The sequence below is a fragment of the Ruegeria sp. SAZD011 genome (assembly GCF_059612545.1).
This window is the reverse complement of sequence record NZ_JBXWQU010000043.1, coordinates 33122-49625: the sequence shown is the minus strand read 5'-3', so window position 1 is coordinate 49625 and position 16504 is coordinate 33122. Positions and strand designations below refer to the sequence as shown.

The window sequence follows — 16504 nt, the reverse complement described above, 5'->3', positions numbered from 1 at the left end:
TCAAAAATTTGATCATATCTGGCAGATCTCTGAATTTGCTGCTATAGCAGGCGGCGAAACAGGGGATGAGATGATGGACCTGCTGACCGTAAACGACCGCCCCGGCGAATACCCGCCGTCTTATTATGCCGCGCAGGCAAAGAAGCTCGACCCGTTCCCCCAGGCAAAGGGCGCGCTGAGCTGCGATGTCTGTATCGTGGGTGGCGGGTTCACCGGCCTTTCGGCGGCGCTGCATCTGGCGCAGCGCGGTTATGACGTGGTCCTGCTCGAGGCGCAGCGCGTGGGATTCGGCGCTTCTGGCCGCAATGGCGGCCAAGTGGGGCAGGGTCAACGGCTGGAGCAGGAAGAGCTGGAAAAGATGCTGGGCCGCGACCATGCCCATGCCCTGTGGCAGGTGGCGCGGCAATCGGTCGATCTGGTGCGCGAGCTGGCGGCCTCGGATCTGGTGCATGCCGATTTCCATCCCGGCATCATCCATGCCGATCATCGCGAACGCTTTGTCCGGCACAGCCACGACCATGTCCGCCATATGCGCGAGGACTATGGCTATACCGCGATCCGGGCGCTCGACCGGGACGAGATGCGGCACCTGGTGGCCTCGGATGCCTATCACGGCGGATCGATTTATGAGGATGCGGGCCATATCGACCCGCTGGAACTGGTGTTTGGCTTGGCGCGGATGGCGGTGGCCGCGGGCGTGCGCATCTTTGAGCGTTCGAAGGTAACCGCGCTCACCGAGGGCGATCCCGCCCATCTGCGCACCGATCAGGCCGAGATCACAGCGCGCCATGTGGTCTTGGGCTGCAACGGCTATCTGGGCCGGCTCGACGACCGGGTGGCGGCGCGGGTCATGCCGATCAACAACTATATCATCGCCACCGAACCATTGGGGCCCGAACGGCAAGAGGCGCTGATCCGCAACAATCACGCGGTGGCCGACAGCAAGTTCGTGATCAACTATTTCCGGTTCTCCGACGATCACCGGCTGCTGTTCGGTGGCACCGAAAGCTACGGATACCGCTTTCCGTCCGACATCGCCGCCAAGGTGCGCAAGCCGATGCTGGAGATCTTTCCGCAGCTTGCGGATGTGCGCATCGACCATGCCTGGGGCGGCACGCTGGGCATCACCATGAACCGGATGCCGCATTTCGAGCGGCTGTCGGGCAATATGCTGAGCCTGTCGGGCTTCTCGGGTCATGGCGTGGCGCTGGCAACGCTGGCGGGTCAGATCGCGGCGGAAACCATCGCCGGACAGGCGGAACGGTTCGATCTGATGGCACGCGTTCCCGGGCGCCCGTTTCCGGGCGGTCCGGCCCTGCGCACGCCGCTGCTGATCCTGGCGATGCTGTGGTTCAGCCTGCGCGACAGGCTGTGACAGAGACGTCTCAGGGGTAGAGCCGGGACAGATTTTTCGACCTAAACGAGAGAACCGATTGCAAAATACGGGGCGCCTCTCTTACGATACCCCCAGATATTCTCTGTTTAGGACATAGCCGTGCTTTGGTATGATAGTCGTGCGCAACGTTTGCGCGAAAGATCCGCAGTTTGGGCCGTAAATCAAAAGGCTGACCCCAATTTTCAGGGGCTTCCGCCAAAATACGCCGAAGAGCTTCAAAAGAACATCCTGGGCACCGTGGTGCTGCCGGGTGATCCCGAATACGACACCGACCGGATGCTGTCGAACCCCCGGTTCTCGGCCTATCCGCAGGTCATCGTCTATTGTGAGGTCGAGACCGACGTGGCCGAATGCCTGCGGGTGGCGCGGGCGCTGTCGATGGCGGTCGTGGTGCGCTCGGGCGGGCACAGCACGGCGGGCTTCTCGTCGCAGAACGGGTTCCTGATCGATGTCAGCCGGATGAACGATGTCTGCATCAGCCCCGAGGCGCTGCGCGCCTGGGTCGGGCCGGGCACCAATTTCGGCAAGTTCAATGCCAAGCTTCTGCCCTATGATCTGCACACGCCCGGTGGTGCCTGCCCCGATGTCTGTGTCGGCGGCTATATGCAGGGGGGCGGATACGGTTTTACCGCGCGCATCTTCGGCATGAACTGCGACCAGGTCGAGGAAATCCGCGTGATGATGACCGATGGTCGCATCGTGCATGCCAATGCCGAGTTGAACCAAGATCTGTTCTGGGCGGTGCGCGGCGGTACCGGCAGCAATTTCGGCGTGCTGCTGGGGGTCAAGTACCGGCTCTATCGCGGCTCGACCTTCGCGGGCTTTTCCGTGCGCTGGTCGATGCAGACCGATGCGGGCGTGCAGGATACCGCCACCTCGCTGGCCTGGCTGCAAGAGAACTTCATGCGTACCGGTGCGCCCGACACCATGGGTTATCAGATGATCTGGGCCTTTGAAGGGCCCGAGGGGCAGACCAAGGAACCGGTGCTGTTGATGCGCGGCATGTATCGCGGCACCCGTGAGGAGTTGCAGGAGAAGCTGGCCCCGGTGCTGGCGCTGCCCGGCGCCACCCTGCAGGCGCTTTATGACCCGCAGCAATATATCGACCTCAACCGTATCCTGCTGAGCGAACCCTACGAGGTGCCGGAATTCCCGGCCGACATGACGCCGATGCCGCCGCCCGAGGCAAAGATCAGCCGCTATGTCGCCAAGCCGATCGACGCGGCAGGCTGGAAGGTGCTGCTGGATTATTTCCGAACCTCGCCCAGCCCCTATACGATCGCCGCGATGGAGATCTATGGCGGTGCCATCGCCCGCATGCCCAAAGGCGAAAACGCCTTCTTTCACCGGGATGTGTATTGCGACCTGTTCTTTGACGTGTTCTGGCTGACGGAACAGGAGAAGGAAACCATGCTGGCGTTCATCGCGGGGTGGGAGGCGGCCTTTGCCCCGCATTGGACCGGGCAGAGCTATCAGAACTATCCCAGCCCGGACAATCCCGGCTTTGCCGACGAATACTGGGGCGATACCTATTGGCTGCTGCGTTTGATCAAGCACAAATACGACCCGCTCAACCTGCTGCGCTTCCCGCAGAGCATCGAGCCGCTGGAATGGCATCCGCCGGGACCGGGTTTCCCGCCGGGGTTCCATGGCTTCGAGGAACCGATCAAGGCGATCACCGGATAACGGAGAAATGACCGACATGTCCCGAACCATCGGCTCTGTCACCTCCTGGCTGGCCGATCTCGGCCTGGAGGTTTATGCCGAGCGGTTCGAACAGGCCGATATCGACCTGGAGGTGCTGGAGCATCTGTCGGATCAGGATCTGACGGATCTCGGGGTGACCTCTCTGGGGCACAGGCGCAAGATCCTGGCACGCATCGCCGACCTGCGCGATGCGCCTGCCGCCGTTGTGCCTCCCGCCCCGGTCGAGGATCAGAGCGAACGCCTCTATCTGACCGTGGTGTTCTGCGATCTGGTCGGGTCGACCCAACTTGCCCATTCCCTGGGCGAGGAACGGTTCACCGATCTGCTCGGCGAATTCTACCGTGCGGTGGACGGCGCGGTGGATCGCTATGGCGGACATGTGGCGCAGTATCACGGCGACGGGGTGCTGATCTATTTCGGCTATCCGCAGGCGCTGGAAGACGCGGCGCTGCGCGGGGTGATGGCGGCCTGCGAGTCCTGCCGCCGCGTCGGCGCCATCGCGGTGCCGGGGGCGCGGCAGATGCAGGTGCGGGTCGGGGTCGCCTCGGGGCCGGTGGTGATTGGCGACCGGCACCTCAGCCAGCACGCGCGAGGCGGGCGGGCCTATGGCGCGGTGGTCAATCTGGCTGCGCGGCTTCAGGCCGAGGCGCAACCGGGCGGTGTGGTGGTCTCGGACACCACGGCGCCGCTCATCAAGCATCATTTCGAGTTGAATTTCCTGGGCCTCAGGCAGCTCAAGGGGATCGACGAACCCGCGCCGGTCTACGCGGTCGAGGCACGCCGGACCCCCGATCTGGGCATGGCGCTGCTGGCGCGTCCAGACCGGGTGCCCTTTGTCAATCGCCGGGCGGAACTGGCGCGGCTGTCGGCCTGCTGGAACGCGGTGGCGATGGGGGCGTTCAACCTGATCACCGTGGCCGGTGAGCACGGGATCGGAAAATCACGGTTGGTGGGAGAGTTCCTTGACCGTCTCCGGCGCGAGGACCGGCCGGTGCGCCATGTCAACTGTCCCCAGCAGGGCCGCGACACACCCTATGGCGCCTTCCGGCTGCTGTTGGATCACGATCACGATCTGCCTGCCGCAGCGACCCTGCGGGCCGAGTTGGAGGCCGTTCCCAGAGCCACCCAGGCCGAGCGCCGTCAGCGCCGGGCGCGTGCGATCGGCCTCTTGGCCGATCATTTCGGCAGAACCGCATCCGGGCCCAAGGTATTGTGGATCGACGATCTGCAATGGGCCGACCCCTCGACCATCGACGTTCTGCTGACACTGGCCTCGCGCCGCCCGCCGGGCCTGATGCTTATTGTCAGCGCCCGCAACGCACTGCCCGACCCGCGCTTGATGCATGTGGACGGATCGGTGCCGATCTCGCTGGGGCTGATGTCACCGGAGCATACCAACAGCATCGTGCGCGAGGTGCTTGGAGATGTGAAGGGCGCCGAGGCGCTGGTGGCGCCGCTGGTGGCAAGGGCCGAGGGTATTCCCGTCTTTGCCGAGGAACTGGCGTTGGAGATGCGCGCGCGGCTGGCCGGGCCCGAGGATGTGGATGCCGACAGCCTGCCGGACATGTCGGTGCCCTCCAGCCTGCAACAGAGTCTTCAGGCGCGGATCAGGCGGCTGGTGCGGGCGCGTCCGCTGCTGCGGCTGGTGGCAAGCATCGGGCGCGAGGCGCCCTTGCCGCTGCTGCGCGATCTCTGGCCCGGTCCCGGCTCCATCGAAGAGGCGCTGGACGAGCTGATCGCGGCCGGGCTGGCGGAACTTCACCTTGCTCGCGACAGCCAGCACGACAACCGGCTGATCCTGCGGCACCAGCTTCTTCAGGATTGTGCCTATGACATCATCCTGACCCGAGATCGCGAGCGCATTCACACCGCCATAGCCGAAGCTCTGGACCGGCGCCGCGCGGCGGGGCAGGCGGTGGAACCGACCTTGCTGGCCGATCAGCTGGAGCGCGCCGGGCGGTTGCGCCCTGCCGCAGAACTGTGGGCCGAGGCCGGGCGCGCCGCCGCCGCGCAATCGGCTGATGCCGAGGCGGTGGCCCTGTTCCGCCGGGCATTGGCGCTGCTGCCCCGGATCGGCACCAGCGAGGGCGACTGGAGCGATCAGTTCGAGGCCGACACGCTGCTGGCGCTGTTCCCGGCGCTGATCGGGGCCAAGGGATACCGAGCCGCCGGCGAGGATGTGCTGGGTCGGATCAATGCGCTGATCGAGCGTACCGGCGGCAGCCAGCGGGTGTTCTCGACCATGTTCTTTCGCTGGATCGACATCTGCGTGCAGGGCGATATCGACGCGGGCCACGAATTTGCCGTGGGGCTGGCCGATATCGCGCGCTCGGATCCGACCGGCCTGCATGCGCTGGTGCTGGACCGGATGCTGGGGTCGAGCCACATGTTCCGGGGGGAGTTCGACGACGCGCGACAATATCTGGACCGGTTCCTCGCCACCTATGACCCGGCCCTCCATGCCGAGCCGTTGCGGCCGTTCGGCGCCACCGACAATCACGCCACCGTTCTGTGTTGCATTGCCGCGATCGAGGCCTTCATCGGCACCCCCGAAGATACCCGCGCCGCCACGGCGGCGGCGCTGGCGTCGGCACGCGCCACCGAGATGACCCACACGTTGTGTCACACGCTGACCTTCGGCGCCGCCTTTCCGGCGGCGATCCGCCGCGACTGGGGGGCGTTTCGCGACCATGCCAGCGAGTTGAAGCAGTTGGCCCAGAGCAGGCAACTGGCCTTTTGGCTGGTCTATGCCCGGATGCTGACCGGCATCGGGGATATTGCCGCGGGACGGGTCGGCGAGGGCCAGGCCGAGTTCGCCTATGGCAGCAAGGTCCTGGGCGAGCAGGGGTTCGAATTCCTGCAACCCACCTTTCGGGTGATCCATGCCATGGCCGAGGAAACCGCGCGGCGCGACGGACCAAGCGGCGATCTGGCGGCGCTGGAGCGCGCGATCCGTTCGGGCGAGCGCTGGATGCTGCCCGAATGCCTGCGGCTCAAGGAGCGCTGGGGCAGGTCATAGCCCTTCGAACAGTTGCTCGATATCCGCGATTTCGAGCCGCCGACGCCCGGTCTCGATCACTCCGGCGGCGGCAAGCCGTGCCATCACGCGGCTGACCGCCTCGCGGGTGGCACCGATATAGTTGGCGATCACGTCATGGGTGGGGCTGGGATCGAGCACACCGCCCGGTTTGAGCTGCTGCGCCGCCTGCGCCTGCTGGATCAGCAGCGCCCGCACCCGCTTGTCCACGTCGTGCACCACCAGGCCAAACACCCGCTCGGTCAGCGCCCGGTTGCGCTCGGCCAGGTCGATGGCCAGGTTATGCGCCAGCCGCGGCTCTCGCGCCATCCAGTCAAGCAACCGCTGCGCCGGCATCCGCGCCAGAATCGTGGTTTCGGCGGCAGAGATGGTGAGAGAGCGCGGCCGCCCGTCCAGAGCCGACAATTCGCCGAAATAGCGCCCTGATGTGATCTCGGTAAACGCGACTTCCTTGCCATTGGGCGACAACAAAAGACCGACCAGACGACCGCGGACCACCACGTACATTTCGGTCGAGGTTTCACCCTGTTCCATAACGGTCTGGCCGGTATAGACGGTGACAAGCTCCAGATCGGCCGCGAATTCGGCCAGAACCTCGGTCTCGAGCCCGGCCAACAGCGAAACGCCGGCCAGCACGGTTTCAAGCGGCGGAATGGTTTTTCGGTTCGTGGGGCGCACGCGCTGCCTTCCTTCTCGACCGAGACTTGTAAATCCAAGGGGTTAAAACGTCTATCTGGACAGAGGAGTACTGCGTCGGCGCCCAATTGCCAAGTCCCGTGCGCAGGGGCGGACCGAGAAGCGATTGCACAACGCAAGGTAATGCCCGCGCCCCACATGCCCGCAAGGCGCGAGGGTTTTTCTTCAAATCACGGGGCGTCGGTGCTAGAGTTGCGGGATATTTGAGACCTGATTTCCCATTCGCATATTGAAGGAGACCGCCATGCTGGACCTGTTGAAAGCCGCGGCGCGGGTGGCAACACCCACGGGGCAAGAGGCGCTGCCGACCGATATTCTGTCCTTTACGCTGGAATATCCCGAAGCGGTCACCGCCGAGGCCGCACGGGACGCCATCGCGACGTTACTGGAAGGGGGCCGGTTCGACCTGTTCCGCGCGACCCAGGCGGATGACGATATGCTGGTCCTGCAATTCCCGGGCGTTCCGATCGAACAATCGCCCGGATACCTCTTTGCCGAGGCGGCGGCGTTGAAAGAGGCGCTGGGTCTGGTTTCGGTCACGCCCGATATCCTGCCGCCCTTCACCGATGCCGAAAGCGTGCCGCCCCCGGTCGAGAACGTGGGCGATGTGACCTGGGACCTGTGCCGGGCGCACACGCCGCCACTGGCGGATCGCAACTGGGCGCTGCGACTGATCCGGGCCGACCGGGCAATGTCGCGGTTCGGGGTCACCGGCGCCGGTCAGCGGATCGGCCAGCCCGATACCGGCGTGGCCGCCCATAACGAACTGGATCACGGTATCGACATGGCGCGGGGTTACAATTTTGTCGACAACACGCCCGACCCGACCGACCCGCTGTTGCCCTCGATGGGATCACCTGGCCATGGCACCGGCACCGCCTCGCTGGTGATCAGCCGCCGGTCGGGCCGGGTCAATGGCAGCGCGCCGCGCGCCTCGCTGGTGCCGTTGCGGACCAATAACGCCGTGGTGGTCGGGTCCTGGGTTCCGGTGGCCCGCGCGCTTGACCACGCGCGGGCCCAGGGCTGCCGGATCGTGACCATGAGCCTGGGCAGCGGCTTTGGCCCACGGGTGATGCGCCGGGCTGTGGCACGCGCGGTCTCGGCGGACATGATCGTGATGGCGGCGGCGGGCAATTGCGTGCGTTTCGTCACCTATCCCGCCTTTGACCGCAACGTGATCGCAGTGGCCGGGGTCGACCATGCCGGGCGGCGCTGGCGCGGCTCGTGCCGGGGCCCCGAGGTCGACGTCTCGGCCCCGGCCGAGAACCTGCATGTGGCCCGCCGCCGCCCGGGTCAGGTTGATCTGAGTGATGTGACCGATACCGGGCAGGGCACCTCCTTTGCCGTTGCGCTGACGGCCGGGGTGGCGGCGCTGTGGCTGGAGCATCATGGCTGGAGCGCGCTGCGGCAGGAGGCGCATCGTCGTGGCTGGCCGCTGCAAGAGCTGTTCCGCGCCGCTTTGCGCCAGACCGCGCGCGCGCCCGCGGGCTGGGATCACGGAATGATGGGTGCGGGCATCGTCGATGCCGAGGCGCTGCTGGCGCTGGACCCCGCCGACATCGTCGGGGGGGCAGCCTCTGAAAGCGCCGGTCCCGCCGAGCTGCTGTTCGGCGCCGATTTCGACGCAGGCGGCTTGCAGGCCGAGGCGGAACACCTCGCCTTCGACTGGCGCCTGCGCGAACAGCCCGAAGCCTCGGTCACGGTCGAGAACGCGATGCGCGAAATGCCGTCCCCGGCGTTGGCCGATCTGCTGGGAGACCGGCAACCGCTGGGCGAACCGGGGCTGGTGCTGGCCCCCGCCGCGCCACCCGCGCCGCTGGACCGCGCCTTTCGCCGACTGGCTGCCGGGCGCGGCGGCACGACTGAGAGCGCGGCTGACCTCAGCTATGAGGCCTCGGTCGACCGGCTCAGGGGCGAGGGGCTGGATACCGTGATGGAAACGGTCAACGACTTGTTCAAGGCGCGGGCCGAGTCCGCGCCCGATCTGGTCGATACCGCCATGCAGGCCGAAGCGGCAGACAAGATCCGGCAGGCGGTGCAATCGCATCTCGACCCGGACCGCGATGTGCGGCTCAGCCCGGGCGAGGTCGGCTATGCGCTCGAGGCGCTGGTCAAGCTCAGCGGGCGACCCGCGATCCGGGTCCATGAGAGCGGAGACGAACTGTTCGACCCGCTGCTGGGCAGTTGGCGCGCCGACCTGTTGACGGCGGTCGACCGCTGGCAACCGCTGGTGCGCGCGGTGGGCCGCATCGACGCCCGCAACCCGCAGGGGGTCTGGGTGCATGTGGGCACCGGGTTCCTGCTGTCGGACGGGCTGGTGATGACCAACCGCCACGTGATCGACGCCTTTGCCGAGCCGATGCCCGAGGAAAACGGCCAGCGCCCGTTCAAGCTGCGCTTTCCGGTCTCGATCATCTTTGACCCCGAGGCCGCCGACGAGACCACCCGCTATACCCTGACCGAGGTGGTGACGGCGGGTGCGGCCCGGATCGGGCGCACGGTCAACATGGCGCGGCTTGACATGGCGCTGATGCGGATCGACCCCGACAACAGCCACGCGCCCCCCCCCGACCCGATCGACCGGGGCCTGATCTCGACCATCGATCCGGCACTGACCAAGATACTGGTCGCGGGTTATCCGGCCGAGCCGCGCAATGTGCGCGGCCCCGATCCGCGCGAGGACCGGGATACCTATCTGGCCTTCTGGGCGCGGCTGGGCGAGCTCTATGGCGACCGCTATGGAGTGAAATACATCAGCCCCGGCATGATCGAGGCGCGCCCCGGCGCGGTGGCGGGCGATCCGCGCGGCTGGGCCTTCAGCCATGATGCGACCACCTTGCCCGGAAACTCGGGTTCGGCCATCCTGTCGCTGCACAATCCGGGCCAGCTCTGCGGGCTGCATTTCGGAGGGCAGTCGATGGAGACCAACCTGGCACATGATATTGAGGCGGTGCTGGGGATGGGCGACGGGGCCTTTGCCACCGGGTTGCTGAACGGGCAGGGGGAATGACGGAACAGGACTGGACCGAGGAACGGCTGATCTCTTGCATTCACGGCGTGGTGCAGGGGCTGCATTTCGCCCGCCCGCAATTGCGCGGGTGGTACGATGGCTGGCTGGCCGCCCGGCGCTTGCCGGGGGCGCCGGTCAGCTTTGCCCATGCAATGGTGGTGACCGGGCGCGGTGGCGGGCTGGACCCGGCCCGCGGCGCCGATGCGCTGTGCCTGGCGCTGGCCGCCCTGCGCGGACCGCAGGCGGTGGCCGACTGTTTTGCCGCCGCCGTGTCGGCGGGCCTTTTCGATATCGGTGCCGAGGCACCCTTGCCGGTGCATCGCCGTCAACTGGCGCAAAAGATGATCAGCGCGCTGGGGTTGAAGCGCGCCCACGCCACGCTGCAACGGGCCAATACCGAGTCTCTTGTAAACGAGACCGCGTTCTGGACCGATCCCGGCAACATCCTGCCCGGCATCATCCTGGGGCGTCGCCGGCTCTGCCGGGTCGAGGCCCTGAACGAGATGGGCGACCGGGTCACCGGCAGCGGCTTTCTGATCGGGCCCTCGACGGTGCTGACCAATTTCCACGTGATCAAGGATATGATCGACCTGCCGCTGGAGCCGGGCGATCTGCAGATCCGCTTCGACTATTCGTCGACAACCGGCATCGAAGAGGGCAGGGGCGCGGTGTTCGACGTGGCCGAGGACTGGCTGGTCGCGCAGAGCCCGACCGGCCCGCTGCTGGAAGAAGATTACGCCTGGGACAAGCTGGCCAAACGGCGCGCCTGGCTGCGCGCGGTTGAGGGGTTCTGGGACTATGCGGTGATCCGCCTGACCGGCGCGCCGGGGTTGCAACGGGGTTGGTTCGATCTGGCCCGTGTGGCTGACGCCGCGCCCGACGGGGTCTGGGTGCTGCATCATCCCGGCTCTGAACAACACACGATCACCGGCGGCAAGGTGGTCTATGGCCAACCGCGCCAGCACCGCCTGTTTCATCAGGCAACCACGGCGCACGGCTCCTCGGGCGGGCTGGCGCTGGACCAGAACGGCCAACCGGTGGCGCTGCACTATCTGGGGCTCGAGGCCCTGACCCCGCCACCCGATGCCCGTCACCACCGCGCGCTCAACGTGGCGGTGCCGCTGACCGCGATCGCAGCTGATCTGACGGCCAAGGGGATGCTGGGCAAGCTGGCCGAGATCCCCGGTCTCAGCCCGGTGGGGGGCTGTCTGGACGGGCGCCGCCCGGTCTTTGGCCGGGCCGATTACATCGCCGCGCTGGAAAAGCTGTGGAAGGGCGACCGCCGTATTCTGCGGGTACATGTGGAAACCGACGAAGACGTGCTGATCACCCGTCCCGGCAAGAGCTTCTCGGTCGAGATCCTGCGCGCACTCTTTGCCGCGCCCGAGCATCACCATATCGTGTTTCGCGCCGGAGACGTGCAGGTCGACGCCTATCGCATGGCCTGCGATACGCTGGCCAGCTTTGCCCCCGATGCAGTGGCCAGCCTGCCCGAAGCGCCCGACACGACAACGCCCGCCTATGTCAAGCGGCTGGTCTCCAAGTTCATGCAGCAGGTCAACGAACGGCTGGGCGACCGCATGGTCTGGATCCTGCTCGACGATCTGGACCGGCACGACCTGTCCGATGCCTCGGGACGCGAGTTCCTGTCGACGCTCTATGACCAGATCGGGCGGCAGGACAATCTGCGGCTGGTGCTGATCGGCCTGCGCGAGGATATCCAGATCAACGGGCTCGACCCCAGTCTTGTGTTGAAATCGGCAATCCGCACTCGGGATCTGGCCGATCCGGGACAGGTATTCCGTCACTGGCTTAACATGCGCGGGGCGCGGGACAAGCCCTTTGACGAGACCAGCCTTGGTTTTCTCAGCAATATCGTCGCCTCGCTTGCTGGCGCGGACGCGCCGCTGGAGCGGATGTCGGAGTTTGTCGAAACCCATGTGGCGGGTGCGGCGGATGCGCTCTTTGGACGGGTCGGCGCACGGGTTAGAGAGGACGAGTAATGCGAGAGGCCCTGATCGATCTTGCGCAGGAGCTGAGCGCGGTTTGCGGTTGTTACGAGCCTGACGAGCTGTGCGACGCGCTCGGGGTCGACGGACGACCCGACCTGCGCAACGACGTGCTGGGCGCGCTGTCGCGCGGCGTGACCGAGGTTCTGTGCCCGGCGCCGGGGGCGGCGCCCCGCTATGGCTGGATGCTGGCACCCGATCCGCGCAACGCCGCGCTGCGCCGGTTCCTGACCCGGGCACAGCTGGATCAGGCGCTGGACCTGGCGCCGCCACCCTGGGCCGACGATCTGTTCGGGCAGGTGCTGCACCAGCTGCTGGCCGGTGCGCGGGTCGAGGTGGCCCGGCCCAAGAACAGCGATGACGAAACCCGCCTGCTGACCCATCTGCGCCACAACGCCGCGATTCTGGATGCGGTCCAGTTTGCCCGTGCGGTGCCGGCGCTGAACGGCAGCCCGCTCGAAACGCTCGAAAGCGAGGCCAAGCGGCAGATTCAGGAGGTGCAGAAATGGCGCGATCTGGTCATCGTGCTGCCGCGCCGCCATTTCGGCTATGACAATGTCCGTCGGCGCCTGTCCCGCTTTCTGCGCGGCAAGACCAAGGATACGCGGCCTCTGCTGCTGACCGGTACCGGGGGCATCGGCAAATCGGCTGTGCTGGCCCGGCTGTTGCAGGATTGGCAGACCCGCCGCGATGCACCGATCACCGTGATCCTCGATTTTGACCGGCCACAACTCAAATCCGGGGCGCCGTTCCAGATCGCCCGCGAGATTCTGAACCAGATCGCCGTGGGCGTGACCCGCACGTTGGAACCGCCCGAGGCCGCTGCGAATGTGTCCAAGCAACTGCGGGCACGGCGGGCGGCCCTGTCCTCGACCGATCTGATGGGCGAGGTGCGCGATCATGGCGCACAGGCCGATTTCCTGGAAAGCCAATTGCCCGGCTGGTTCCGAGGCGACTGGGCACATGGTCTGCGCTCGCAACCCATCGCGCTGGCCTTTGACAGTTTCGAGGCGGTCGACCGGCAGGGCGGCGAGGTGGTGCGCCTGATCCTCGACGTCGAGGAACAGTTCCGCCGCGAGCTGCCCGGCCTGCGCTGCGTGCTGTCGGGTCGCGCCGAGCCGCTGGAGGGCGACGAACTGGATGACCGCTTTGGCCCGGCCTCACGACGCATCGCACTGGAGGGCCTCTCGGTCGAGGCGGGCGCGCAGCTGATCGAGGAAGAGGACCGGCGCCTGTCCGAGGAGGACATGCAGCGCAAGGGCCTCGACCGCCCCCCGGTATTGACCGACGAGAGTTTGCGTCACACGGTCAGCCGCCTGCTCAAGGGGCATCCGTTGGCGTTGCTGATCTTTGTGCAATACGCGCGCGGCCATGACGGCGATATCGCCGATCTGATTGCTGACCTCGAAGAGGATGGCGCCGAAGCGTTCCGCTCGGAATTCGCCCATCGCTTCCTCTATGAACGCATCCTCGACCGGATCGACGACCCCGAATTGCGCAGCCTGGCCCATCCCGGTCTGGTGCTGCGGCAGATCAACACCGACCTGATCCGCTTTGTGCTGGCGGTGCCCTGTCTGGGCCTGCCCGAGGGTACCGTGCTGCCGCTGAGCAAGGCAGAGGCATTGCGCGAAAAGCTGGAGAACGAATACTGGCTGGTCGAACCGGGAGAGCCGCCCTTTGACCTGCGCCACCGCGCCGATGTGCGGCGCATGATGGTGGCCGGCCTGTTTGCCGGACCGCGTGAGGCCGATACCGCCGCCGACCGCAAGCGCAAGGCGCGGCTGCGCGCGGATGCGCTGGCGGTCTGTTCCGCCGCGCGCGACTATTTCCGGCTGGGTCCGCCCGATGGCGCCGATCAGGGCGCCCGCCAGCGGTGGGAGAAGATGGACCCCGAGATGCGCGATCTTCAGGCGCTCTATTACGCGGCGTTTCTGTCACCGCGCGAGGTGCCGGAATTCGATGCCGTTACCGCGCGGGCGCTGGACCTGTCGCTGGGCGAGGATCTGGACACTCTGCCCGCCGCCTGGCGGGCGCGGGTCAATGTGCTGCTGGGCCGGGTGCTGAGCAAGGAAGAGGCGTTCGATCTGGGCGACGACCTGCGCGAACTGGCCGAAGAGCAGGAATTCACCTCGGCCGCGCAGCACGGGCTGAGCACGGCGGACGAGGATTTCACCACCGTCAGCGAAGCCAGCGAAAGCCGCGCCGCTGATCTGCTGGGCGTGCGCACACATGAGGATGTCTATCGCCCCGACGGGTCCGACTGGCGATCGGCCTCGCGGCTATCGCGCGACATCCAGCGCGCCTTTGCCGCCGCCCGGTTCGCCGAGGTGGCCGATCTGGCGCCGCGCTATTTCGATGCCCTGGAGTTCCGCAGCAAACAGGAAGTAGCCGATGATCATGCCAATGCCATGCAGCGCGGATACTGGCGACACCCGATGTGGCAATGCCTGCTGGTGGCGGGCAGCGGGGTTGAAACATCCGCGATGGCCGACGCCGCCAGCGTTTTTTTGGAATCCGCCGATCATCAGCGCGCCTTGCCGGGTGTGATTGCGTTCATTGCCCGGCAAGCCGATCCGATGCAACGTCACAAGGAACTTGATGTACTTCAGGGCGCGGATTTCAAATCCTACGTGGATGCGTATCGCATGTCCGGGAGCATTCTTGACGGATGGCTGGGACGCAAGACCGCCGTGATGGCGTCGGGGCGAGGTGTTCCCTTGTCAGGTAAGCCTGTTTCGCGCTCTCCCCGCGCCCTGTCGCTGGCGGCGGGGCGGGTCAAACTGGCGGAGTGGGAATTTGGCACCCTGTTCGAGGCCGCCCCGGATCTGACCAGGCGGCTCGAGAAGCTTTGGGCGCATGACGCTCCGGGGATTTCGGATATCACCGACCTCTATCGTCAGTTCGGCGAGGAAGAGGACCTGACCCGGTTGCTCGCCAGCGATGCCCTACCGCAGACGGACCTGGCGTTTCGCATGTTCCGGGGGCTGAACCCCGACCTCTACCCGCCCTTGCGGCGCATTCTCGAGGAGCAGGAGGGTGAGGTGGTGCTGCGTCTGGCCGAGGCGCTGGCCCAACGGGCCCGCCACTGGCCCGAAGAGCTGCGGATGTCAGCGCTGAGCGGGTACAGCCGCAACCAGTCGGCAACGCTGGTCGAGGTGGCCGATCAATGCGGCGAGCTGGGCACGCTCTGCGCCTGTCTCGCGGAATTCGACAGCCGCGCGGGGACCGTGCGCGAGATGTTCGACAGCCTCACCGCCTGGTTCTTTCCCTTTGCCCGCGATCTGGAGATCTAGCCGTTCAACCGGTCGAGCCGGGCCTGAACCGAAAGCCCGTGCGCCTCGAGGCTTTCCGAGCGCGCCAGTTGAGCCGCCGCCGGGCCGATGGCGCGCAGCGCTTCGGGGGTCATGCGCGACAGGGTGGTGCGCTTGAGGAAGTCCATCACGCTCAAGCCGGAAGAGAACCGGGCCGAGCGCGCGGTGGGCAACACGTGGTTCGGGCCACCCACGTAATCGCCGATCGCCTCGGGCGTATACTGGCCCAGGAAGATGGCGCCGGCATGCACGGTTTTGGCCGCCAGCGCCTCGGGATCGGCGACACACAGCTCCAGGTGCTCGGGTGCGATCCGGTTCGACAGCGCCGCCGCCTCGTCCAGATCCGCCACGGTGATGACGGCGCCGAAATCGCGCCAGCTGACCCCGGCGATGGCGCGGCGTTCCAGTGTCTCCAGTCGCTTGTCCACCGCATCGGCCACCGCCCGGCCAAAGGCCGCATCGTCGGTGATCAGGATCGATTGAGCGCTTTCGTCATGTTCCGCCTGAGAGAGGAGATCGAGCGCGATCCAGTCGGGGTCGTTGTCACGGTCTGCAATCACCAGGATCTCGGAAGGGCCTGCAATCATGTCGATGCCCACCTTGCCGAACACCCGCCGCTTGGCCGCCGCCACAAAGGCGTTGCCGGGGCCGGTGATCTTGTCGACCGGGGCGATGGTGTCGGTGCCATAGGCGAGTGCGGCAATCGCCTGCGCGCCGCCGATGCGATAGACCTCGTCAACGCCCGAGATCTGCGCGGCCAGCAGGACCAGCGGGTTGACCTGCCCATCCGGCGTGGGCACGGCGATGGCTAGACGGCCGACACCCGCCACCTTGGCCGGTATCGCGTTCATCAGCACCGACGAGGGGTAGGAGGCCAGACCGCCCGGCACGTAAAGCCCCGCCGCCGAGACCGCCGACCAGCGCCAGCCAAGCCGCGCGCCGGTGTCGTCGGTCCAGTCCGCGTCCTGCGGCATCTGCCGTTCGTGATAGGCCCAGATCCGCGCGGCGGCCAGTTCCAGCGCGGTGCGTTCGGCGGCGGGCACCTCTGCGACCGCCTGTGTGATTTCTTCGGCAGAGAACCGCAGCGTCTGTGGTGTCAGCGCGATACGGTCGAACCGCTCGGTCAGCTCGATCACCGCCGCGTCGCCACGGGTCCGCACATCGGCAATGATGTCCGCCACCACCGCATCGACATCCGGGCTGTCCTCGCGCTTGGCACCCAGGAGGGCGGCAAAGGCGGTCTCGAAATCGGGCTGACGGCTGTCGAGGAACTGGGGCATCTGGCTCTCCTTTGGCGCTGACATAACCGGACTGCCCGCTCGCCTCAAGCGTCACACG

The 16504-nt window shown here is 66.5% G+C and carries 8 protein-coding genes; 6 read left to right on the top strand and 2 right to left on the bottom strand.

Annotated elements, in window-relative coordinates:
- Positions 1-73: 73 nt before the first annotated feature.
- The 3 genes from AC2FLM_RS22305 (at position 74) to AC2FLM_RS22295 (ending at position 6122) form a co-directional block, all read left to right on the top strand.
- Positions 74-1375 carry an NAD(P)/FAD-dependent oxidoreductase gene (locus AC2FLM_RS22305; RefSeq protein WP_496860073.1) on the top strand — a complete coding sequence of 434 codons (1302 nt, stop codon included), beginning with the start codon at positions 74-76 and terminating at the stop codon, positions 1373-1375.
- 261 nt (positions 1376-1636) lie between these two features.
- A complete protein-coding gene (locus tag AC2FLM_RS22300; RefSeq protein WP_496860005.1) occupies positions 1637-3082 on the top strand; it encodes an FAD-binding oxidoreductase in 1446 nt (481 codons plus the stop codon).
- A 16-nt stretch (positions 3083-3098) separates the two neighbouring features.
- On the top strand, positions 3099-6122 hold the full coding sequence (locus AC2FLM_RS22295; protein WP_496860004.1) for an adenylate/guanylate cyclase domain-containing protein: 3024 nt from the start codon (positions 3099-3101) through the stop codon (positions 6120-6122).
- Here the strand turns inward: AC2FLM_RS22295 and AC2FLM_RS22290 are convergent.
- Positions 6117-6818: a Crp/Fnr family transcriptional regulator gene (locus AC2FLM_RS22290; protein WP_496860003.1), complete on the bottom strand. Its 702-nt coding sequence runs from the start codon at positions 6816-6818 to the stop codon at positions 6117-6119. The two genes, AC2FLM_RS22295 and AC2FLM_RS22290, sit on opposite strands and share 6 nt — an antisense overlap.
- Before the next feature lie 262 nt (positions 6819-7080).
- Between AC2FLM_RS22290 and AC2FLM_RS22285 the strand changes: the two genes are divergently transcribed.
- From AC2FLM_RS22285 to AC2FLM_RS22275, 3 genes are read left to right on the top strand one after another with little or no spacing between them, the layout of a single operon-like run.
- Positions 7081-9846: a S8 family serine peptidase gene (locus tag AC2FLM_RS22285; RefSeq protein ID WP_496860002.1), complete on the top strand. Its 2766-nt coding sequence runs from the start codon at positions 7081-7083 to the stop codon at positions 9844-9846.
- Positions 9843-11849, top strand: coding sequence for a trypsin-like serine peptidase (locus AC2FLM_RS22280; protein WP_496860001.1), 2007 nt, complete (start codon positions 9843-9845; stop codon positions 11847-11849). Before AC2FLM_RS22285 ends, AC2FLM_RS22280 begins: the two co-directional genes overlap by 4 nt.
- Positions 11849-15148 (top strand): hypothetical protein, encoded by a 3300-nt coding sequence (locus tag AC2FLM_RS22275; protein ID WP_496860000.1) that lies wholly within the window; start codon positions 11849-11851, stop codon positions 15146-15148. Before AC2FLM_RS22280 ends, AC2FLM_RS22275 begins: the two co-directional genes overlap by 1 nt.
- Here AC2FLM_RS22275 and hisD read toward each other — a convergent pair.
- Entirely contained in the window at positions 15145-16446 is a 1302-nt protein-coding gene (gene hisD / locus AC2FLM_RS22270; RefSeq protein ID WP_496859999.1) for a histidinol dehydrogenase, read from the bottom strand. The genes AC2FLM_RS22275 and hisD overlap by 4 nt on opposite strands.
- Positions 16447-16504 lie beyond the last annotated feature (58 nt).

Bases quoted from the DNA above. Each gene is read 5' to 3' on its own strand.
- AC2FLM_RS22305 (WP_496860073.1), top strand. From the start codon at position 74: ATGGACCTGCTGACCGTAAACGACCGCCCCGGCGAATACCCGCCGTCT.
- AC2FLM_RS22295 (WP_496860004.1), top strand. From the start codon at position 3,099: ATGTCCCGAACCATCGGCTCTGTCACCTCCTGGCTGGCCGATCTCGGC.
- AC2FLM_RS22285 (WP_496860002.1), top strand. From the start codon at position 7,081: ATGCTGGACCTGTTGAAAGCCGCGGCGCGGGTGGCAACACCCACGGGG.
- AC2FLM_RS22280 (WP_496860001.1), top strand. From the start codon at position 9,843: ATGACGGAACAGGACTGGACCGAGGAACGGCTGATCTCTTGCATTCAC.
- AC2FLM_RS22275 (WP_496860000.1), top strand. From the start codon at position 11,849: ATGCGAGAGGCCCTGATCGATCTTGCGCAGGAGCTGAGCGCGGTTTGC.
- hisD (WP_496859999.1), bottom strand. From the start codon at position 16,446: ATGCCCCAGTTCCTCGACAGCCGTCAGCCCGATTTCGAGACCGCCTTT.